Source organism: Mycobacterium sp. NS-7484, assembly GCF_001953975.1.
Lineage (GTDB): Bacteria > Actinomycetota > Actinomycetes > Mycobacteriales > Mycobacteriaceae > Mycobacterium.
On record NZ_MBEJ01000127.1, the window covers coordinates 12,532 to 32,481 of the forward strand.

Annotated in this window: 20 protein-coding genes; 13 read left to right on the plus strand and 7 right to left on the minus strand. The window is 67.7% G+C overall.

Annotation, left to right across the window (positions count from 1 at the left end; genetic code table 11):
• Positions 1-43 precede the first annotated feature (43 nt).
• The 6 genes from A5733_RS22840 to rfbC are packed head-to-tail and all read left to right on the plus strand — an operon-like array spanning position 44 to position 6,666.
• Positions 44-1,735 carry an FAD-dependent oxidoreductase gene (locus A5733_RS22840; protein WP_067775212.1) on the plus strand — a complete coding sequence of 564 codons (1,692 nt, stop codon included), beginning with the start codon at positions 44-46 and terminating at the stop codon, positions 1,733-1,735.
• Between the two features lie 13 nt (positions 1,736-1,748).
• Positions 1,749-3,251 (plus strand): ATP-binding protein, encoded by a 1,503-nt coding sequence (locus A5733_RS22845; RefSeq protein ID WP_076241771.1) that lies wholly within the window; start codon positions 1,749-1,751, stop codon positions 3,249-3,251.
• Between the two features lie 43 nt (positions 3,252-3,294).
• Entirely contained in the window at positions 3,295-4,158 is an 864-nt protein-coding gene (locus A5733_RS22850) for an LLM class F420-dependent oxidoreductase (protein ID WP_076241879.1), read from the plus strand.
• Positions 4,159-4,185: 27 nt separating this feature from the next.
• Positions 4,186-5,037, plus strand: coding sequence for an LLM class F420-dependent oxidoreductase (locus tag A5733_RS22855; protein ID WP_076241772.1), 852 nt, complete (start codon positions 4,186-4,188; stop codon positions 5,035-5,037).
• A gap of 25 nt (positions 5,038-5,062) precedes the next feature.
• Positions 5,063-6,058 (plus strand): dTDP-glucose 4,6-dehydratase, encoded by a 996-nt coding sequence (gene rfbB / locus A5733_RS22860; protein WP_076241773.1) that lies wholly within the window; start codon positions 5,063-5,065, stop codon positions 6,056-6,058.
• Positions 6,055-6,666, plus strand: a complete 612-nt coding sequence (rfbC, locus tag A5733_RS22865; protein WP_067775223.1) for a dTDP-4-dehydrorhamnose 3,5-epimerase — start codon at positions 6,055-6,057, stop codon at positions 6,664-6,666. The genes rfbB and rfbC overlap by 4 nt, the downstream gene beginning before the upstream one ends.
• Here rfbC and A5733_RS22870 read toward each other — a convergent pair.
• Entirely contained in the window at positions 6,657-8,078 is a 1,422-nt protein-coding gene (locus A5733_RS22870; protein WP_076241774.1) for an APC family permease, read from the minus strand. The two genes, rfbC and A5733_RS22870, sit on opposite strands and share 10 nt — an antisense overlap.
• Positions 8,075-9,199 carry a P1 family peptidase gene (locus tag A5733_RS22875; protein WP_076241775.1) on the minus strand — a complete coding sequence of 375 codons (1,125 nt, stop codon included), beginning with the start codon at positions 9,197-9,199 and terminating at the stop codon, positions 8,075-8,077. The genes A5733_RS22870 and A5733_RS22875 overlap by 4 nt, the downstream gene beginning before the upstream one ends.
• A 98-nt stretch (positions 9,200-9,297) precedes the next feature.
• Between A5733_RS22875 and A5733_RS22880 the strand changes: the two genes are divergently transcribed.
• The 4 genes from A5733_RS22880 (at position 9,298) to mmsB (ending at position 13,630) form a co-directional block, all read left to right on the plus strand.
• Positions 9,298-9,909, plus strand: coding sequence for a TetR/AcrR family transcriptional regulator (locus A5733_RS22880; RefSeq protein WP_231965819.1), 612 nt, complete (start codon positions 9,298-9,300; stop codon positions 9,907-9,909).
• A 150-nt stretch (positions 9,910-10,059) separates the two neighbouring features.
• Entirely contained in the window at positions 10,060-11,580 is a 1,521-nt protein-coding gene (locus A5733_RS22885) for a CoA-acylating methylmalonate-semialdehyde dehydrogenase (RefSeq protein ID WP_076241880.1), read from the plus strand.
• A gap of 13 nt (positions 11,581-11,593) precedes the next feature.
• Positions 11,594-12,748 carry an isobutyryl-CoA dehydrogenase gene (locus A5733_RS22890; protein ID WP_076241776.1) on the plus strand — a complete coding sequence of 385 codons (1,155 nt, stop codon included), beginning with the start codon at positions 11,594-11,596 and terminating at the stop codon, positions 12,746-12,748.
• A gap of 9 nt (positions 12,749-12,757) precedes the next feature.
• Positions 12,758-13,630, plus strand: a complete 873-nt coding sequence (mmsB, locus tag A5733_RS22895) for a 3-hydroxyisobutyrate dehydrogenase (RefSeq protein WP_076241777.1) — start codon at positions 12,758-12,760, stop codon at positions 13,628-13,630.
• A gap of 12 nt (positions 13,631-13,642) precedes the next feature.
• Here the strand turns inward: mmsB and A5733_RS22900 are convergent, their stop codons facing one another.
• On the minus strand, positions 13,643-14,434 hold the full coding sequence (locus A5733_RS22900; protein ID WP_076241778.1) for an HAD family hydrolase: 792 nt from the start codon (positions 14,432-14,434) through the stop codon (positions 13,643-13,645).
• A 104-nt stretch (positions 14,435-14,538) separates the two neighbouring features.
• Between A5733_RS22900 and A5733_RS22905 the strand changes: the two genes are divergently transcribed.
• The 3 genes from A5733_RS22905 to A5733_RS22915 are packed head-to-tail and all read left to right on the plus strand — an operon-like array spanning position 14,539 to position 16,817.
• Positions 14,539-15,201, plus strand: a complete 663-nt coding sequence (locus A5733_RS22905; protein ID WP_076241779.1) for a response regulator transcription factor — start codon at positions 14,539-14,541, stop codon at positions 15,199-15,201.
• A gap of 29 nt (positions 15,202-15,230) precedes the next feature.
• The gene (locus A5733_RS22910) at positions 15,231-16,409 is read left to right on the plus strand and encodes a GAF domain-containing sensor histidine kinase (RefSeq protein WP_067775346.1); all 1,179 of its coding nucleotides are present in this window, start codon (positions 15,231-15,233) and stop codon (positions 16,407-16,409) included.
• 24 nt (positions 16,410-16,433) lie between these two features.
• The gene (locus A5733_RS22915) at positions 16,434-16,817 is read left to right on the plus strand and encodes a nitroreductase family deazaflavin-dependent oxidoreductase (RefSeq protein ID WP_067775246.1); all 384 of its coding nucleotides are present in this window, start codon (positions 16,434-16,436) and stop codon (positions 16,815-16,817) included.
• Here the strand turns inward: A5733_RS22915 and A5733_RS22920 are convergent.
• The 4 genes from A5733_RS22920 to A5733_RS22935 all read right to left on the minus strand — a co-directional run bounded on the left by A5733_RS22920 (position 16,814) and on the right by A5733_RS22935 (position 19,950).
• The gene (locus A5733_RS22920) at positions 16,814-17,245 is read right to left on the minus strand and encodes a hypothetical protein (protein ID WP_076241780.1); all 432 of its coding nucleotides are present in this window, start codon (positions 17,243-17,245) and stop codon (positions 16,814-16,816) included. The genes A5733_RS22915 and A5733_RS22920 overlap by 4 nt on opposite strands.
• Positions 17,246-17,301: 56 nt before the next feature.
• Positions 17,302-17,805 carry a MarR family winged helix-turn-helix transcriptional regulator gene (locus A5733_RS22925; protein ID WP_067775253.1) on the minus strand — a complete coding sequence of 168 codons (504 nt, stop codon included), beginning with the start codon at positions 17,803-17,805 and terminating at the stop codon, positions 17,302-17,304.
• 67 nt (positions 17,806-17,872) lie between these two features.
• Positions 17,873-18,904, minus strand: coding sequence for a histidinol-phosphate transaminase (locus tag A5733_RS22930; RefSeq protein WP_076241781.1), 1,032 nt, complete (start codon positions 18,902-18,904; stop codon positions 17,873-17,875).
• Complete coding sequence (locus A5733_RS22935; RefSeq protein ID WP_076241782.1) at positions 18,904-19,950, minus strand: 3-oxoacyl-ACP synthase III family protein; 1,047 nt, start codon at positions 19,948-19,950, stop codon at positions 18,904-18,906. Before A5733_RS22935 ends, A5733_RS22930 begins: the two co-directional genes overlap by 1 nt.

Sequence of the window (19,950 nt, forward strand, 5' to 3'; positions counted from 1 at the left end):
GAGGTGAGAAAACCGCTGGCGGCGGGGCGCATAATTACTAGCGATGACTGGCCCCGCCTCCCAGCCCCGTAAACCCGTGATCCTCACCGTCGACGATGACCCCGCGGTGTCCCGGGCTGTTGCCCGCGACCTGCGTCGTCATTACGGCGAGCGGTATCGGATCGTGCGGGCCGAATCCGGCCCCGACGCCCTGGAAACTCTCAACGAACTGAAGCTACGCGGCGACACCGTCGCGGTGTTCGTCGCCGATTACCGGATGCCGCAGATGAGCGGCATCGAGTTCCTGGAATCGGCCATGGACCTCTACCCGATGGCCCGGCGGGTGTTGCTGACCGCCTATGCCGACACCACCGCGGCCATCGACGCCATCAACGTCGTCGACCTCGATCACTACCTGCTCAAGCCGTGGGACCCGCCGCAGGAGAAGCTCTACCCGGTGATCGACGGCCTGTTGGAGGCCTGGCACGCCGTCGGCGACCGGGCCATCCCGCACACCAAGGTGATCGGGCACCAGTGGAGTTCGCGGTCCTGGGAGGTGCGCCAGTTCCTGGCCCGCAATCAGCACACCTTCCGCGCCTTCACCACCGACGAGCCCACGGGCCGCCAACTCCTCGACGCCGCCGGTCTGGACGGCCTGCAGTTGCCGGTGGTGATCACCGAGGGCGGGGAAACCCTCGTCGAACCCACCGACGGCGAACTCGCCGACATGCTCGGACTTTCCACCGCCCCGTCGCTGACGATGTACGACCTCGCAGTGATCGGCGGCGGCCCGGCCGGTCTGGCCGCCGCGGTGTACGGCGCGTCCGAGGGGCTCAAGACCGTGCTGATCGAAGGCACCACCACGGGCGGGCAAGCCGGTCGCAGCTCCCGCATCGAGAACTACCTGGGCTTTCCGACCGGGGTGTCCGGTGCCGAGCTGGCCACCTCGGCGCGGCGGCAGGCCGAGCGGTTCGGCGCCGAGGTGATCACCACCCGCGAGGCCGTCGCCCTCGACGTCGCCGGCGCCGCCCGAACCATCACGTTCGCCGATGGCGAGACCATCGGTGCCCGCGCGGTCATCCTGGCCACCGGCGTGGAGTACCGCGAACTGCCGGTGGCCGGCTGCTGGGCCGATCCCGACAATCCGAGCCACCTCGTGGGTCGCGGGGTGTACTACGGCGCCTCGGTGTCGGACGCGTCCGAATGCCGCGGCGAGGACGTCTACATCGTCGGCGGGGCCAACTCGGCCGGGCAGGCCGCGATGTTCATGTCGCGCGAGGCGAAGTCGGTGACGCTGCTCGTCCGTGGGCCGTCGCTGGAGGCGTCGATGTCGTACTACCTCATCCAGCAGATCGAACAGACACCGAACATCCATGTGCGGACCTGCACCGAGGTCGTCGGCGCCACGGGTGAGGACGATCATCTCGTCCGCCTGGAGTTGGTGAACCGGCAGACCGGAGAGCACGAGGAGGTTCCGGCGACGCGGCTGTGCTGCTTCATCGGGGCAACTCCGCGCACCGACTGGCTCGACGGGGTGGTCGCCCGCGACGACCACGGGTTCATCCTGGCCGGGCCCGATCTGCGCGACGTGTGCGGCTGGACCCTGGACCGTCCGCCGCATCATCTGGAAACAAGTGTGCCCGGGGTGTTCGTTGCAGGGGACGTGCGGGCGGAGTCCGCCAAGCGGGTGGCGGCCGCCGTCGGCGAAGGGTCGATGGCAGTGATGCTCGTGCACCGGTACCTGGCCGAAGCGTGAGGAGCAGCTGAAGATGGGCGAGATCTGCGTTCGCGACGAACTGCGGACCCTGTTCCTGTTCGAGCACCTGTCCGACGAGCAACTCGACACGCTGTGCCAGGCCGGCAGCATCGAGACGTTCCCGGCCGGCCCGATCGTCACCGAAGGTGATCCGGCCACGTGCTTCTACGTGATGCTCGACGGTGAGCTGGTGATGTCGAAACGCTCCGGCGGCGTCGACATCCAGACCAACCGCACCTCGCAACGCGGCGTCTATTTCGGCGCCTGGTCGGCATACATCCCGGGCGAGGAGCACATTTACGAGGCGTCGGTGCGGCTGACCAAGCCGTCGCGGGTGTTCGTCCTGGACGCCAACGCCTTCGCGGGTTTCATGCAGTCCCAGTTCCCGATGGCGGTCCATCTTCTGGAGGGACACAAGGTCGGTGGACGCCGCACCAGCCAGATCATCGACCAGCGCGAGAAGCTGCTGGCGCTGGGCAACATCACCGCGGGGCTGACCCACCAGCTCAACAACCCGGCCGCGGCCACCGCCCGCGCCGTGGCAGACCTGCGCGAGGGGGTCGGCAAGATGCGGCACAAGCTGGCGATGCTGGCCGACGGCAAGTTCACCCCGCAGGCGCTGCGAATGCTGGTGACGATCCAGGACGAGGTGGCCGAGCAGGTCGCCAAGAGCAGGGGCCTGGAGTTCACCGCGCTGGAGATCTCCGACCGCGAAGACGAGATGGGCGACTGGCTCGAAGACCACGACATCGTCGGCGCCTGGGACTACGCGCCGACGTTCGTCGAAGCCGGCCTCGACATCGACTGGCTGGAACGCATTTCGGCGTCGGTCGACGACGCGCTCCGCGACGGCGACACGTCGGCGACCCTGCAAGCCGCCCTCGGCTGGCTGAAGTACACGATCGACACCGAGTTGCGGATGAACGAGATCGCCGAGGCCAGCAAGCGGATCTCGGCGCTGCTGGCCGGCGCCAAGCAGTACTCGCAGATGGATCGCGGCTCCTACCAGAGCGCCGACGTCCACGAACTGCTGCGCAGCACGCTGATGATGTTCGGCGACAAGATCGGCAAGGACAAACCGGTCGCCCTGATCAAGGATCTCGACAAGACGTTGCCGGAATTGCAGTGCTATCCAGGCGATCTCAATCAGGTGTGGACCAACATCATCGACAACGCCATCCAGGCGATGGCAGGCCACGGCACCTTGACCCTGCGGACGTCGCGAGAGAACGACGACATGATCCGGGTGGAGATCTGCGACGACGGGCCCGGGATATCCGAGGAGGACCTCGGCCATATCTTCACCCCGTTCTTCACCACCAAGCCGTTCGGTGAGGGCACCGGGTTGGGTCTCGACCTGGCGTGGCGCGTCGTGGTGAAAAAGCACCACGGGGATCTGCGGGTGGAGTCCCGACCGGGCAACACCTGCTTCATCGTGCTCTTGCCGTTGCAGGCCCCCGAGCCGGATGCGTTGTACTCGGCCGACTTTTCGGAGCCGACTCCAGGATCTCGGTGATTTCATCGGAATAGCCCCCGCCGAGAGCCGAGTTGAGGTGTTCATGACCCAGACCACCGCGGGCCCCAAGCCTGACCTCGGCACGTTCGGCGCATTCGGCCACTACTCCCAGTTCCAGCAGTTGTCCCCGCAGCAGTTGCGCGACATCGAAAGCCTGGGTTACGGCGCGATCTGGGCCGGCGGCTCCCCGCCGGCCGAGCTGGACTGGATCGACCCGATCCTGGCCGCCACCACCACCCTGCAGCTGGCGACGGGCATCGTGAACATCTGGTCAGCCGACGCCGAGGCAGTGGCAGGATCTTTCCACCGCATCGAGGCGGCCTACCCGGGCCGGTTCCTGCTGGGCATCGGGGTGGGACACCGAGAGGCGATCGGCGAGTACCGCAAACCTCTCGACGCACTCAACGACTACCTCGACAAGCTCGACGAGTACGGCGTGCCGCGGCACCGCCGGGTGGTCGCCGCGCTCGGCCCGAAGGTGCTGCACCTGTCCGCGGCGCGTTCGGCCGGCGCCCACCCCTACCTGACCACCCCCGAACACACCGCCGGGGCCCGTGAGCTGATCGGCCCCGACGCGTTCCTGGCCCCCGAACACAAGGCGGTCCTGACCACCGATGCCGACAAGGCCCGGAGCGTGGGCCGCAAGGCGCTCGACGTCTACCTCGGTCTGTCCAACTACCTCAACAACTTCAGGCGCCTCGGCTTCACCGAGGAGGATCTGGCCAAGCCGGGCAGTGACCGGTTCATCGACGCCGTCGTCGCGCATGGCACGGTGGACACCGTGGCGGCCCGCCTGCGGCAGCATCTGGAAGCCGGAGCCGACCACGTGCCTGTACAAGTGTTGACCTCACCGGCGAAACTGGTACCGGCACTGGCTGAACTCGCCGGGCCGCTCGGCTTGACGTAGACAACCCAAAGACAAGGATTCTCATCGATGACCGAATCGCTCTCGCTCAAGCCGGAATTGGGCCGCTTTGGCGTGTGGACCTTCGGGGCGGTCCAGCCCGACCAGGCCGTAGAGATCGAGAAACTCGGTTACGGCGCGCTGTGGGTGGGTGGCTCCCCCGCCGCCGACCTCGCGTTCGTCGAGCCGATCCTGGAGCGCACCGAAACGCTTCAGGTGGCCACGGGCATCGTCAACATCTGGACGGCCGACGCCAATGAGGTGGCCGAATCGTTTCACCGCATCGAGGCGGCGCACCCGGGCCGGTTCGTGCTCGGGGTCGGGGTAGGGCATCCCGAGCACACCGACGAATACCGCAAACCCTATGACGCGTTGGTGGAGTATCTCGACGTCCTCGATGCGGCCACGGTGCCGACCAGCCGGCGGGTGCTTGCTGCGCTGGGCGACAAGGTGCTCAAGCTCTCGGCACAGCGCAGCGCCGGGGCCCACCCCTACCTGACGACACCCGAGCACACCGCGCACGCTCGCGATGTCCTCGGCGAGGCGGTGTTCCTGGCCCCGGAGCACAAGGTGGTGCTGACCACCGACGGCGCGGCGGCCCGTGCGATCGGCCGCGACACGGTCGACTTCTATCTGAATCTGAGCAACTACGTGAACAACTGGCGCCGGCTCGGTTTCACCGAAGAGGACGTCGCCAAGCCTGGCAGCGACAAGCTGATCGACGCCGTCGTGGCGCATGGCAGCGCAGACGCCATCGCGGCACGTCTGCAGCAACATGTCGCCAACGGTGCCGACCACGTTGCGATCCAGGTCCTCGGCGGCCCGGACAAGCTGATTCCGACGCTGGCCGAATTGGCGGGGCCGCTGGGTCTCCGGGACTGACGCCTTCGGCCGTTAGGGTTGACCCATGCGGCTACTGGTCACCGGCGGCGCCGGATTCATCGGTGCGAACTTTGTGCATCTGGCCCTTCGTGAGGCTCGCACCACCTCGGTGACCGTGCTCGACGCGATGACCTATGCCGGCAGTCAGGAATCGCTGGCACCGGTGGCCGACCGAATCCGGTTGGTGCAGGGCGATGTCGCCGACGCCGATCTGGTGACCCAGTTGGTCGGCGAGTCCGACGCCGTCGTGCACTTCGCCGCCGAAACACACGTCGACAACTCCGTGGCGAACCCGCAGCCGTTCCTGCACAGCAACATCATCGGCACCTATGCGGTGCTGGAGGCGGTGCGGGCGCACGGCGTTCGGCTGCACCACATTTCGACCGACGAGGTGTACGGCGACCTGGAGCTCGACGATCCGGCCCGGTTCACCCCGGGCACCCCGTACAACCCGTCGAGCCCGTACTCGTCGACCAAGGCCGCCGCGGATCTGCTGGTACGGGCCTGGGTGCGGTCGTACGGCGTGCAGGCGACGATCTCGAACTGCTCGAACAACTACGGCCCGTATCAGCATGTCGAGAAGTTCATCCCGCGCCAGATCACCAATGTCCTCACCGGCCGGCGGCCCAAGCTCTACGGCGCCGGCGCCAATGTCCGTGACTGGATCCACGTCGACGACCACAACACGGCGGTGTGGCGGATTCTGACCGGCGGCTCCATCGGACGGACGTACCTGATCGGCGCCGAGTGCGAGCGCAACAACCTCACGGTGATGCGCACCGTGCTGCGCCTGATGGGCCGCGACCCCGACGACTTCGACCACGTGACCGATCGGGCCGGTCACGATCTGCGCTACGCGATCGACCCGTCGGCCCTGCACGACGAACTGGGCTGGGCGCCCAAGCACACCGATTTCGACGAGGGCCTGCAGGCCACGATCGACTGGTACCGCGAGAACGAATCCTGGTGGCGCCCACTCAAAGACGCCGTGGAGGCGAATTACGCGGAGCGTGGCCAGTGACGGCGCGCGAGTTGAGCATCCCCGGCGCCTGGGAGATCACGCCCAAATTGCACGGTGATGCGCGCGGCATGTTCTTCGAGTGGTTCACCGAGGCCGGCTTCGCCGAGATGACCGGGCACCGCCTCGATGTCCGGCAGGCCAACTGCTCGGTGTCGGCAGCCGGAGTGCTGCGCGGCGTGCATTTCGCCCAAGTGCCGCCCAGCCAGGCCAAGTACGTGACCTGCGTGCGCGGCGCCGTGCTCGACGTCGTGGTCGACATCCGGGTGGGCTCCCCCACCTTCGGGCAGTGGGATTCGGTACTGCTGGATGAACGCGACCGGCGCTCGATCTATGTGTCCGAGGGTTTGGGGCACGCGTTCTTGTCGCTGGAGGACAACTCCACGGTGATGTACCTGTGTTCGGCGCCCTACAGCCCGGACCGCGAGCACACCATCCTGGCCACCGACCTCGGGATCGACTGGCCGATCGAGGGCGAACCGGTGCTCTCGGAGCGAGATGCCGCCGCCCCCACCCTGGAGCAGGTGCGTGCGAGAGGGCTGTTGCCGACGTGGGAGGAGGCCCGGGCGTTCGTCGAGGAGCTACGCGCCCGGGCCCAGGCTCACGCTTGAGGTGAGCCCGGCCTGCTCGCCAGCGCGCCCACCAGCAGGCCGGCGAACGGAATCGCGGCCAGGACGGCGCTGAGCGTCACGCTGCCTCCGGTCACCAGGGTGAAGTTGGTGAGCACCAGCCACAGGCTGCCGAGCAGTCCGGCACAGGCCAGCATCGGAGCGATGCGGGTCTGCCAGAGGCGTCCCCGCGCGTGCTCGGGGTGGCGCACGAAGTACACCAGCACCGCCACCGACGTGGTGAGCATCAGCAGCACCATCCCGACGGTGGCCACCCCGGCCATCGAGCCGAACACGCCGACCAACGGGTCGACTCCGAGGACCGCCAGGATGCTCACGATCACCGCGGCGGTGACGGTTTGCACCACCGAGGACACCGACGGTGAACCGTGCCGATCATGCACGGTGGCAAGCGGTTTGGGCAGCAAGCCTTTTCGGGCCAGCGCGAACTGATAGCGGGCGATGACGTTGTGGAACGACAAGACGCAGGCGAACAGGCTGGTCAACAACAGCACGTTGACGATGTCACGCCCGAGCCGGCCCAGGTTGTCGTTGGTGGTGTCCAGCAGCATGTTGGCCTCTCCGTCGAGGGTGCGCTGGGCCACCTCGGCGACCTGATCCGGGCCGATCGCCACCACGAAGGCCCAGCAGGTCAGCGCGTAGAAGCCACCGATCAGCAGCACCGCGGCGTAGGTGGCCCGCGGAATGGTGCGTTCGGGGTCGCGGGCCTCGTCGCGGAACACGGCGGTGGCCTCGAAGCCGATGAACCCGGTGAGCGCGAAAAGCACCGCGATGCCGAGCACACCGTTGGTGAACACCCCCGGTGTGAACGATGTCAGGCTGAGCCCGGCCGGGCCGGGATCGGCCACGATCACCAGATCGAGCAGCACCACGATGCCGATCTCGCACACCAGGGCCACTCCGAGCACTTTGGCACTCAGGTCGATGTGCCGGTAACCCAGCAGCGCCACGATGGCCAGCGTGGCCAACGAGTAGACCGGCCAAGGGATTTGCGGGCCGCCGTAGAACCGCACGGTGTCGTCGATGGCCCAGCCGATATAACCGTAGATGCCCACTTGGATTGCGGTGTAGGCGATCAGGGCGACTGCGGCGATGCCATTGCCCAGTCGCTGACCGAGCCCGAGCGTCACATAGGAGAAGAAGGCACCCGCCTCGGGCACATAGGGTGTCATCGCCACGAATCCGACGCTGAACACCAGCAGCACCAGGGCGGCGATCAGGAATCCGACCGGGGCCCCGGCGCCGTTGCCCAGGCCCATGCCCAGTGGCATGTTGCCGCCGATCACGGTCAGCGGCGCGGCGGCGGCAACCACCATGAACACCACCCCGACCGGGCCGAGTTTTCCGTGCAGGCGCTGTTGTTCGCCGGTGGTCACGGTCTGTTGGCTGCTCAATGTCCCTCCAGCAGTAGTGCGGTGCGCAACAGCTTGTGGTCGAGGGCGTGCGCGGTCAGTCCGCCTCGGCCGGAAAGGGTTTCGGCTGCCACCATCGCGTTGACGATGGCCTCCTCGGTGGCCTCGATCACCAGGTCGAACAGCCGGGTCATCAGCTGGGGAGCCATCATGCGTACCGGGATCTCGGGGCGCTCGACGTCGACGTTCTCGTCCCAGGCGTAGGGCGGGATGCCGCGGTTGCCGGTGGAGAAGGCCAGCATCAGATCGCCGCTGTACTGTTCACCGGTTCCGCCCAGGCGCCCCACGGCCAGGGCCGAGCGCTGCGCCAGCCGGGTGCACTGGTGCGGCAGCAACGGCGCGTCGGTGGCGATCACGACGATGATCGAGCCGGAGCCGGGCGCATATGCCGTCGGCAGCTCCGGCGTGGGGACCAGGTCCGGACCGATCATCTCCCCGACGTGCGCACCGTTGATCCGGAGGCGTTCGCGGCGACCATGGTTGGCCTGGACCAGAGCGCCGACGGTGTAGCGGCCGCCTGCGGTGTCGGTGACCCGGGAGGCGGTGCCGATCCCGCCCTTGAAGCCGTGGCAGATCATGCCGGTGCCGCCGCCGACGTTGCCCTCGGCGACCGGTCCGCCCGAAGCCCCGGCCAGGGCGGCATGGACGTGTTCGGCGCGCACGTGGTGGCCGTTGATGTCGTTGAGCAGCCCGTCGTAGGTCTCCCCGACCACCGGCAGCGACCAGTACAAGCCTTCGCCACGGGCCTGCACCTGGGCATCCACCAACGCATCGCGAACGACGCCGACGCTGTGGGTGTTGGTCAGACCGATGGCCGTGGTGAGCTCGCCGGATTCCCGGATCCACTCGACCCCGGTGAGCTCACCGCTGCCGTTGAGGCGGTGGGTACCGGCGAACACCGGCTCGGTGAAGATGCCGGGATGTGGGACGACGACGGTCACCCCGGTGTTCACCGGATTCGGGCCGGGCTGCTGGATCGTGGTGTGCCCCACGCGCACCCCGGCCACGTCGGTGATGGCGTTGTGCTCACCGGTGGGGTGCTCACCTATGACGACGCCGATGTCGCGGGCCCGGGCCCGCGATGGTTGGGAGCCATTGGTCATGCGGCCTCCGTTGCTCGAGTTTTTTTCACGATCGGAAAATAATGACCTCGGGTGCCCTCCGGCGCAACCGAAACGGGGAAATCGGTAAGGATGGAGCTGTGGCACGGCCAAACCGACAGGCACAACGACGCGAGGAGATCCTCGACGCGGCGATCGCGTTGATCGAGCATCACGACCTGGCCACGCTGCGCATCGCCGATGTCGCCGCCGAGCTCGGGCTCACCCCCAACGCCGTGCGGTACTACTTCCGGGAGATGGACCAGCTGCTCTCAGAGTTGGCGCAACGCTCCGACAGCCGGTTCTATGACGACCGACTCGCCGCGGTGGACCGGCTGGACAACGCCGGCGATCAGCTCGCGCTGACCATCGCCGCCGGCCTGCCCAGCGGGGCAGACGATGCCGAGTGGCGGGCGATCTGGCGGGCGGTGCTGGCCGCCGGGTTCGAACTCGACCAACGCCGCGATGTCCAGCACATCTATCACCGGCAGGTGAGCCTCTACGTGAGGATTCTCGAAAACGGCTCTGCTGCAGGCACGTTCAACCTGGCCGCACCGGCCCGCGACATCGCGATGACGTTGATGGCCATGGAGGATTATCTCGGCTACCGCATCGTGGCGCGGGATCCCGACCTCGACCGCGTCATCGCGCTGCGGTTGATGCGCGGGTACGCCGAACTGGCGACCGGGGCCACGCTTCCGGTGACGGAGTGACGGGTCGCGCCCCGTTCGGAGCCGCGGCCGAACCTCTCGGCTGAACCCTTGCCAAACACTTCAGACGATTACTAGGATATCCAAGTATCTCGGGTCTTTCCGGGCTGTACCACTCTGCTACCGCTGCGCATATTTCTTTGGATGGATGTCATGACCACACAAATTCAGCACTACATCGACGGCCAGCGCACCAACGCCGGGTCGACCCGCACCGCCGACGTGCTCAACCCCAGTACCGGACAGGTCCAGGCCCAGGTCCTGCTGGCCTCGGCCGCCGATGTGGACAACGCGGTCGCCTCGGCCGTGAAGGCCCAGAAGGAGTGGGCGGCCTACAACCCGCAGCGCCGTGCCCGCGTGCTGATGAAGTTCATCGAGCTGGTCAACGCGAACGCCGACGAGCTGGCCGAACTGCTCTCCAAGGAACACGGCAAGACCGTCGCCGACTCACACGGTGACATCCAGCGCGGCATCGAGGTCATCGAGTTCGCCGTCGGCATCCCGCACCTGATGAAGGGCGAGTTCACCGAGGGCGCCGGCACCGGCATCGACGTCTACTCGATTCGCCAACCGCTGGGCGTGGTCGCCGGCATCACCCCGTTCAACTTCCCGGCGATGATTCCGCTGTGGAAGGCCGGACCGGCCCTGGCCTGCGGCAACGCTTTGATCCTCAAGCCTTCCGAGCGCGATCCCTCGGTGCCGCTGCGGCTGGCCGAGCTGTTCACCGAGGCGGGCCTGCCCCCGGGTGTGCTGCAGGTCGTGCAGGGCGACAAGGAAGCCGTCGACGCGATCCTGGAACATCCCGACATCAAGGCCGTCGGCTTCGTCGGCTCGTCGGACATCGCGCAGTACATCTACTCCGGTGCGGCCGCGCACGGTAAGCGCGCCCAGTGCTTCGGCGGCGCCAAGAACCACATGATCGTGCTGCCCGACGCCGATCTGGATCAGGCCGTCGACGCCCTGATCGGCGCCGGTTACGGCAGCGCCGGCGAGCGTTGCATGGCGATCAGTGTGGCGGTGCCGGTCGGTGAGGAAACCGCGAATCGCCTGCGCGCCAGGCTGGTCGAGCGGATCAACCAGCTGCGGGTCGGCCACAGCCTGGACCCCAAGGCCGACTACGGGCCACTGGTCACCGGCGCCGCCCTGGAACGCGTCAAGGACTACATCAACCAGGGCGTCGAGGCCGGCGCGGAGTTGGTGGTCGACGGCCGCGAACGGGCCAGCGACGATCTGACCTTCGGTGACGAGGATCTATCCAAGGGCTACTTCATCGGCCCCACCCTCTTCGACAACGTCACCGCCGACATGTCGATCTACACCGACGAGATCTTCGGCCCGGTGCTGTGCATCGTGCGCGCCCACGACTATGAAGAAGCCCTGCGGTTGCCGTCGGAGCACGAGTACGGCAACGGCGTGGCGGTGTTCACCCGCGACGGCGACGCCGCCCGGGACTTCGTCTCGCGCGTGCAGGTCGGCATGGTCGGCGTGAACGTGCCGATCCCGGTTCCGGTGTCCTACCACAGCTTCGGCGGTTGGAAGCGGTCGGGCTTCGGCGACCTGAACCAGTACGGCACCGCGTCGATCCAGTTCTACACCAAGGTCAAGACCGTGACCGAGCGCTGGCCGTCGGGCATCAAGGATGGCGCCGAGTTCGTCATCCCGACCTTCAAGTAGTTCGGGCACGCACATGTTCGAGATGGATGACGACGAACGCGTGATCGCCGATACGGCGGCCGCGTTCGCCGAGAAGCGCATCGCGCCATACGCGTTGGAGTGGGACGAGACTCACCACTTCCCCACCGACGTATTGCGTGAGGCGGCCGAGCTCGGCATGGGCGCCATCTACTGCAGTGAGGACACCGGCGGCAGCGGGCTGCGCCGACTGGATGCGGTGCGCATCTTCACCGCGCTCGCCGCTGCCGACCCCACCCTGGCGGCGTTCCTGTCCATCCACAACATGTGCGCGTGGATGGTGGACAGCTTCGGCACCGAAGAACAGCGCAAGACGTGGGTGCCGAAGCTGGCCTCGATGGAGGCGATCGCGAGTTACTGCCTGACCGAGCCGGGCGCCGGGTCCGACGCGGCCGCACTGCGGACCCGGGCGGTGCGCGACGGCGACGACTACGTGCTCGACGGCGTCAAGCAGTTCATCTCCGGTGCCGGCGCGTCGGATGTCTACATCGTCATGGCCCGTACCGGAGCGGACGGCCCCAAGGGGATCTCCACCTTCGTGGTCGAAAAAGACACGCCGGGGCTGAGTTTCGGGCCCAACGAGGCGAAGATGGGCTGGAACGCCCAGCCCACCGCGCAGGTGATCTTCGAGGGCGCCCGGGTTCCGGCTGAGGCGCTGCTGGGCGGCACCGAGGGCACGGGTTTCGGGATCGCGATGAACGGGCTCAACGGCGGGCGGATCAACATCGCCGCCTGCTCGCTCGGTGGTGCGCAGGCGGCCTACGACAAGACCCTGAGCTACCTGGCCGACCGCCAGGCGTTCGGCGGCGCCCTGCTCGACGAGCCGACCATCCGGTTCACGTTGGCCGACATGGCCACCGGTCTGGAGACGTCGCGAAACATGTTGTGGCGGGCGGCGTCCGCGCTCGATTCCGATCACCCCGACAAGGTGACGCTGTGCGCGATGGCCAAGCTGTACGTCACCGACACCTGCTTCGAGGTCGCCGACAAGGCGTTGCAGCTCCACGGCGGCTATGGGTATCTGCGCGAGTACGGTCTGGAGAAAATCGTCCGGGATCTGCGGGTACATCGCATCCTTGAGGGAACCAACGAAATCATGCGTGTGGTGATCGGGCGCTCCGAATCGTCGCGCGTGCGCAACTCTGCATAGGAGATCTACGTGAGCACGATCGCGTTCCTCGGTTTGGGACACATGGGTGGTCCGATGGCGGCCAACCTGGTCGCCGCAGGCCATACCGTGCACGGGTTCGATCCCGTGCCGGCGTCGAAGGCAGCCGCTGAAGCCAACGGCGTCAAGGTTTTCGACACCGGCGCCGAGGCCGTCGGCGACGCCGAAGTGGTGATCACCTCACTGCCCAACGGCAACATCGTCAAGGCGTGTTACGCCGAGGTGCTGCCCGTCGCGCCGAAGGGCACGTTGTTCATCGACACCTCCACCATCTCCGTCGACGATGCCCGCGAGATTCACGCGAAAGCAGGCGAACACGGCCACGCCCAGATCGACGCCCCGGTGTCCGGCGGCGTGAAGGGCGCCACCGCCGGCACGCTGGCGTTCATGGTCGGCGGCTCCGACGACGCGGTCGAGCGCGCCCGTCCGGTGCTGGATCCCATGGCAGGCAAGATCATCCACTGCGGCGGATCGGGTACCGGCCAGGCCGCCAAGCTCTGCAACAACATGGTGCTCGCGGTGCAGCAGATCGCGGTCGGTGAGGCTTTCGTCCTGGCCGAGAAGCTGGGCCTGTCGGCTCAGTCATTGTTCGATGTGGTCACCGGCGCGACCGGCAACTGCTGGGCGGTGCATACGAATTGTCCGGTGCCAGGCCCGGTTCCGACGTCACCGGCCAACAACGATTTCACGCCGGGGTTCGCCACCGCGCTGATGAACAAGGACCTGGGGTTGGCGATGGCAGCGGTGATGTCGACCAAGTCCTCGGCGCCGTTGGGAACCCACGCGGCTCAGATCTACGCCGACTTTGCTCAAGAGCACGCCGACAAGGACTTCAGCGCGATCATCGAGACGCTTCGCGGCTGACAATCGCGGAAGTTACGCCGCCGTCGGACTGCGCTGAGCCCACCATTGGGTATGCAACCGCTGGCACGCCGGCAGGCGCAGCGGATCACCCCCGGCGAAATCGGGCCGGACGGCGATCGCCGCGGGGCAGAGCGCGCCGGCGTACGGATCGATGAGCACGCCGGCCATCCCGGCGTCGGCGCCGGCGCGCAGACCCATCGCCGATCCCGTGATCGCAAGCGCGTCGGGTCCGGGCACACCCAGTTCCGCCAGCACGTGCGGGTACAGCCCGGGGGCGCTGACGTCGTCGGTGGTCACCACGGTTTCCACCAGGCCGTCACCGACCAGTTGCCGGATCAGCGGCTCTGCCCAGCGCCGGCGACCGGCGGCCACCACCCCGACCGGCAGACCGGCCAGGAACGCGTCGTTCATCAGATCCACCAGACCCGGCCGGGGCGTCAGACCGGCGCCGAGGATCATCTCGTCGAACATCATGTCCTTGGTCATGCAGATCTCGTCGGCGAGCACTTCGGTGAGCACATCGCATTCCGGCCCCACGCAGCGCTTACGCAGCTCAGCGGTGACCCGCTGACGCTCGTCACGTAGTGCCAGCAGCTGCCGATACCGGGCGACACCCCATTGGATGGGTAGGTCGTGCGCGGCGAATGCGGCGTTGAACACGACGCGATGGCCGTCGACATCGAGGTCGGTCAGCGCGTCGAGATCGAGGATCAGCGCCCGCAGCGGATGGGGCCGGCTCTCGGCCTGCGGACAGTCCCACCAGAACCGCCCGGCACGCCATGACTTCTCCTGTGGTGTGGTCACGCATCGAGAGTGTCGTAGGTCACAACGGCGGCGCGTCCCCCCTACGGGGGATTGGGCAGTGGAAGTTCGGCCACCGACGCGGCCACCCCCTTTAGGGTGATGCCATGGCGCCCTCCAGTCCGGTGCGCCTTGTGCTGGTCGACGACCACGAGATGGTCATCGAGGGTCTCAAGGCCATGCTTGCCACGTTCAGCGACCGGGTCGAGGTCGTCGGCCAGGCGGTCGGTGCCGAGCGGGCTCTGAGTGTGATCGAGACGCTGGACCCCGACATCGTGCTGTGCGACGTCCGGATGGAGGGCTGCAGCGGGCTGGACCTGTGCCGGACGCTGCGCGAACGCGATCCGGACCGCCGGGTGGTAATGCTGTCGGTCTACGACGACGAGCAGTACCTGTTCCAGGCGCTGCGGGTGGGGGCCGCCGGGTATCTGCTGAAGAGCATCAGCAGTGACGAGCTCGTGCGTCAGCTGGAGTTCGCCCACAGCGGCCAGACGGCGATCGATCCCGGCATGGCGGCCCGCGCCGCAGGCACCGCGGCCCGGTTGCAGCGCGACGAGTTCTGGCCCGGCGTGCGCCAGGGCCTGACCCAGCGGGAGAGCGAGATCCTGTCGTTCGTCGTCACGGGCCTGTCCAACCGCGGGATCGCCAACAAGTTGGTGATCGGTGAGGAGACCGTGAAGACCCACCTGCGTTCGATCTACCGCAAGCTCGGGGTGAGTGACCGGGCCGGCGCCGTGGCCACGGCGTTGCGGGAGGGCATCTACCAGTGACCGACAAGCCGGCCCGCGAACTCGGCCCGATCGACCTGACCGCCGATCGTGAGCTGGCCCTGCTGCGTGAGCTCATCCAGGCCGCCTCGAGTGGTCCGGGAGTGGAGCCGCTGGCCGCCGCGGCCGCCCGGATGATCACCGCGGCCACCGCCACCGACGTGTGCTTCGTGCACGTGCTCGACGACTCCGACCGCTCCCTGACGCTGGCCGGGGCCACCCCGCCGTTCGACGCCGAGATCGGCAAGATCCGGTTACCGCTCGGGCAGGGTATCTCCGGTTGGGTGGCCAGCCACCGCCAACCCGTGGTGATCAGCCACGACAAGGAGTCCGATCCGCGGTACAAACCGTTCGAGTCGCTGCGCGGACGCGACTTCACCTCGATGGTCTCGGTGCCGATGGAGACCGGGCCGGGCGGGCTGGTCGGCGTGCTCAACGTGCACACGGTCGACCGCCGCGAGTTCACCCCACGGGACGTCGAGCTGCTGCTGGTGATCGGCCGGCTGATCGCCGGCGCATTGCATCAGGCCCGTCTGCACCGCCGGCTGGTGGCCCGTGAGCGCGCGCACGAGAATTTCGTCGAGCAGGTGATCGAGGCCCAGGAGCTCGAGCGACGCCGGCTGGCCGGCGACATTCACGACGGGATCTCCCAGCGGCTGGTGACGTTGTCCTACCGGCTCGACGCCGCAGCCCGGGCCGCCGAACCGCAGGTGGTGGCCGAACAGTTGGCGGCCGCGCGGGAACTCGTCGCGCTGACGTTGCAGGAGGCCCGGGCCGCGATCAGCGGGCTGCGCCCACCGGTCCTCGACGACCTCGGCCTGTCCGGCGGGCTGGCCAGCCTGGCCCGCTCGATCCCCCGGCCGATGATCGAGGTCGATCTGGCCGAGACCCGAGTGCCCGACCACATCGAGCTGGCGCTGTACCGGATTGCCCAGGAGTGCCTGCAGAACGTCGTCAAACACGCCGAAGCGGAGCGGGCGCGGTTGACGTTCGGCGTCGAGGACGGGGTCGCCCGCCTCGAAATCGTCGACGACGGAAAAGGTTTCGACACGTTCGAGCATCCGTTGGGCAGCGACGAGATGGGTGGCTACGGCCTGTTGTCGATGGCCGAGCGTGCCGAGATCGTCGGCGGGCGGTTGCACATCCGGTCCCGGCCGGGCGCGGGCACCACCGTCACCGCGGCCATCCCGTTGCCCGCGCCGATCCAGTAGTGAACAACCCCGAGGAGTCACCCGATGCCTGCACCACGATGGGTTGCCAAGGCCAACAAGGCCGGCCTCAATCGCCTCACCCGGTTCATCGCGCCCTGGGCACCCGGCTGGGCGGTGGTGATCCACCGCGGGCGCAAGTCCGGCCGGATCTTCCGGACCCCGCTGTGGGCGTTTCGTCGGCAGCACGGCTACGTCATCGCGCTGACGTACGGCTCCGAGTCCGACTGGGTCCGCAATGTGCTGGCCGCCGGGGGATGCGAACTCGAGACGCGGCGTCACCGGTACCGGCTGATCGAACCGAAGGTCTACCGCGACGAGAACGCCACGGACATGCCCGCGTTCATCCGCTTCATGCTGCGCCGGGTGATCAAGGCCCCGGAGTTCCTCAGCCTGCAGATCGCCGATTAACCGCCGAGTTTCCCGGCGAGGTCGGGGCACTCGTACTTGATCGCCACGTTCACGATCGTCATCAACGCATCGGGCGGGAGCTTGCTGCCCATCTGGGTCAGTACGTCGACGACGTCCTGCTTGGTCTTGTTGAAGCTGCCGTTGCCCATGATGCACGCCATGATCAGCTGGTTGCGGATGGCGCTGTCGGACCCTTCGATTCCGGCGGCACGAACCTCGGCATACGCCGCGGGCGGTAACGACGCCGAACCACCGCCCGGCGCTGCGCGTGTGGTCGGGGTCTTCGTTCGGCTGGGCGCCTTCGATGTCGTGGTGAAGGGCGTGACGTCGTCGGGTGCGGTGGCCACGCCGGTGGTGGTGGTGCTGCAGGCCGCGAGCAGCATGACCGCGACGGCACCCAGCGCCGCACTGAGTCGCTTGGCGTTCATCTCACTCCCCTCGCCTGACTTCGAGAGTAGGCGGGTTCGCTCGGGCGGCCTAGGCTTCAGAAATCCCCGGAGTGTCGGCGCAACGTCTCGATCGAGGACACCAGGGCCTGGGATTGTTCCTCCGACATCCCGACATCGGCGAACACCTGCTCGTTGAGGGTGACGGTGGCGTCCTCCACCGTCGAGCGGCCGAGGTCGGTGATGCGTACCAGTGTGGTGCGCCCGTCGGTGGGATGCGGGATCCGTTCCACCAGGCCGTTGGCCTCCAGCCGGCGGATCGCGTGCGTGACGCTGGTGACATGCACCTGCAGCCGATCGGATGCCTTCGTGATCGGCAGCGCGCCGGACCGGCTGAAGGCCAGCAACCGCAGCAGCTCGAACCGGGAGAAGCTCAGATCGTAGGGCCGCAACGCGGTCTCGACCCGGGCCAGCAGGATCTGGTGGGCCCGCATCACCGAGGTCACCGCGACCATGCCGCCGGCCACCTCGCCCCAGCCGGCGGCCTCCCAGTTCGCGCGGGCCTGCGCGATGGGGTCCCGCTTGTCCGGTGGTGAGGTCACGCCTCTTCTTACCGCATCACCGCGCGGGCACCGCGCATTCCACCCGTTACGCCGCGATCGGTTCCACTCAGCGTGCGGCCGTCACCGCATCGAGCACCGCGCGGGTGGACTGCCGTGATCCGACGGTGATCCGTACCCCCCCGTCGGGGTAATGGCGTAGTTGAAGTCCGCTGCCGTCGAACACCGACGACCACGGTGCGGCCCGGCCGGGCAGGAACACGAAGTTGGCCCGCGCGTCGGTGTTGTACACGCCCGCCGCACGCAGCCGCACCTGGAGATGCCGCCGCTCCGCGGTGATCATCCGGATCCGTTGGCGCAGCTGGCGTTCCGCAGCGTACGAGGCAGCGACGGCGACCTGGGCGTTGAGGCCGACGCCGAACGGCAGCTGCATCCGCCACAACGATCGGCCGAGATCTGGGGCGCAGAAGCCGTAGCCGATCCGCAGGCCGGCCAGCCCGTAGGCCTTCGAAAACGTCCGCACCACCACGACATTGCCGAACCGGCGGACCAGGTTCGGGCCGTCGATGCGGTCCGCGGCGGACAGGAACTCCACATACGCCTCGTCCAACACGACGACGGTGTCGGCGGGCAGCCGGCTCAGGAACCGCTCGATCTCGCCGGCCGGCTCGATGGTGCCCGTCGGGTTGTGCGGGCGGCAGACCACCACCACCCGGGCTTGCCGTGCGACCTCGGCCATCGCCTGCAGATCGTGACGGCCGTGCGCATCGAGCGGAACCGTCACCGTCTGCAATCGCGCCATCTGGGCGAAGATCGGATATCCGTCGAACGTCGGCGCCGACATCACCATCGTGTCACCAGGACTCGTCACCGCATGCAGCACCTGCATGATGACGCCCGTCGCGCCGGCACCCACGATCACCTGTTCTTCGGATATCCCGTCATGATCGGCGATCAACGAGCGCAACCGCTGCGGCAGGAACTCCGGATACCGGTTGGCCGCGCCATCGCAGGCGCGCAGCGCCGAGCGCACCGCAGGAAGCGGCGGGAAGGGACATTCGTTGAGCGACAACGCCAACGGATTGACCGCCTGCGGCAATGCCCCCACTGCGTCGAGCAGCGCGGTGCGGGGCGCCGCCATCAGGCGGTCCTCACATCGGCCCCGACGGCCGTGCGCCCGCCCCACCGCACCGCCGCGGCGCCCGCGAAATCACCGGCGTGGGCAAACGCCGCCATCAGGACGGTGTCGCCGGCCTTGACCCGCCCCTCCGTCACCGCCCGATCCAGATTGACGGGAATTCCTGCGGCGAAAAGATTTCCGCACTCGTCAAAGGTGTCGACATGGCGGTCGGCCGGCAGTTCCAGCGCCTCCCGCCAGTTCCGCAGGAACACCCGGTTGGGTTGGTTCGTGACGAGCAGGTCGACGTCTTTGGGCGCGATCCCGATCCGGTCACAGACCGCGTAGGACACCTCGGGAACCTGCCGGTTACCCCGCGCCAGCACCTTGGTGATCTTGCTTTCGGTGAAGCCGATGCAGCCCTCCCCCGGGCCCGGTTGCCACCACTTGCGCGGCGGGTCGACGGCGATGGTCATCTCCCCCGCGTATTCGCCGTAGGTACGGCATTCCACGTCGAGGATCGGCGACACATCAGAGCGGGTCACCAGGCCCACCGCCGCACCGTCGCCGGGGACCGCGGCCTGAGCTTTACGCCGGATCGTGGGCTGGTCGAAGATCTGCCCGGCCGCGTTCTGCGCGATTGCGATCACCGCGGTGTGTCCCTCACCCGAATTGAGCAGTGTACGGGCGACTTTCAGCGCGAGGACGAATGCCGCGCACCCGCCGTTGTGCAGGTCGATCACCCAGCTCGGCTTCATCCCGAGGCGGTGCGCGATACCTCCACCGCTGCCGTAGAACGGCGTATCGGGCAACTGGGTGTGGGTGATCAGCACGTCGGCGCCGGTGACGACGTCGGCGCCGTGACGCTCGATCACCCCGGCGGCCGCCTGTTCCACCATGTCGATCGCGGTTTCGTCGGGTCCGATGTGATGGCGGAATCGCGGCGCACGGAACATCATGTGCTCGGCCAGCTCATCGGTTTCGGCGAATCCGGCGTAGTAGTCGGCAGCGATCGGCTCACCGGGCAGATAGGTGGAGACGTCGACGAGGCTGACGGGGTTGGTCGTCAT

What these genes read in the sequence shown, in the direction of transcription:
- A5733_RS22845 (WP_076241771.1), top strand. Translation starts at nt 1,749, where the DNA reads ATGGGCGAGATCTGCGTTCGCGACGAACTGCGGACCCTGTTCCTGTTC.
- A5733_RS22850 (WP_076241879.1), top strand. Translation starts at nt 3,295, where the DNA reads ATGACCCAGACCACCGCGGGCCCCAAGCCTGACCTCGGCACGTTCGGC.
- A5733_RS22890 (WP_076241776.1), top strand. Translation starts at nt 11,594, where the DNA reads ATGTTCGAGATGGATGACGACGAACGCGTGATCGCCGATACGGCGGCC.
- A5733_RS22840 (WP_067775212.1), top strand. Translation starts at nt 44, where the DNA reads ATGACTGGCCCCGCCTCCCAGCCCCGTAAACCCGTGATCCTCACCGTC.
- rfbB (WP_076241773.1), top strand. Translation starts at nt 5,063, where the DNA reads ATGCGGCTACTGGTCACCGGCGGCGCCGGATTCATCGGTGCGAACTTT.
- A5733_RS22875 (WP_076241775.1), bottom strand. Translation starts at nt 9,199, where the DNA reads ATGACCAATGGCTCCCAACCATCGCGGGCCCGGGCCCGCGACATCGGC.
- A5733_RS22920 (WP_076241780.1), bottom strand. Translation starts at nt 17,245, where the DNA reads ATGAACGCCAAGCGACTCAGTGCGGCGCTGGGTGCCGTCGCGGTCATG.
- A5733_RS22905 (WP_076241779.1), top strand. Translation starts at nt 14,539, where the DNA reads ATGGCGCCCTCCAGTCCGGTGCGCCTTGTGCTGGTCGACGACCACGAG.
- A5733_RS22930 (WP_076241781.1), bottom strand. Translation starts at nt 18,904, where the DNA reads ATGGCGGCGCCCCGCACCGCGCTGCTCGACGCAGTGGGGGCATTGCCG.
- A5733_RS22855 (WP_076241772.1), top strand. Translation starts at nt 4,186, where the DNA reads ATGACCGAATCGCTCTCGCTCAAGCCGGAATTGGGCCGCTTTGGCGTG.
- A5733_RS22935 (WP_076241782.1), bottom strand. Translation starts at nt 19,950, where the DNA reads ATGACGACCAACCCCGTCAGCCTCGTCGACGTCTCCACCTATCTGCCC.
- A5733_RS22915 (WP_067775246.1), top strand. Translation starts at nt 16,434, where the DNA reads ATGCCTGCACCACGATGGGTTGCCAAGGCCAACAAGGCCGGCCTCAAT.
- A5733_RS22885 (WP_076241880.1), top strand. Translation starts at nt 10,060, where the DNA reads ATGACCACACAAATTCAGCACTACATCGACGGCCAGCGCACCAACGCC.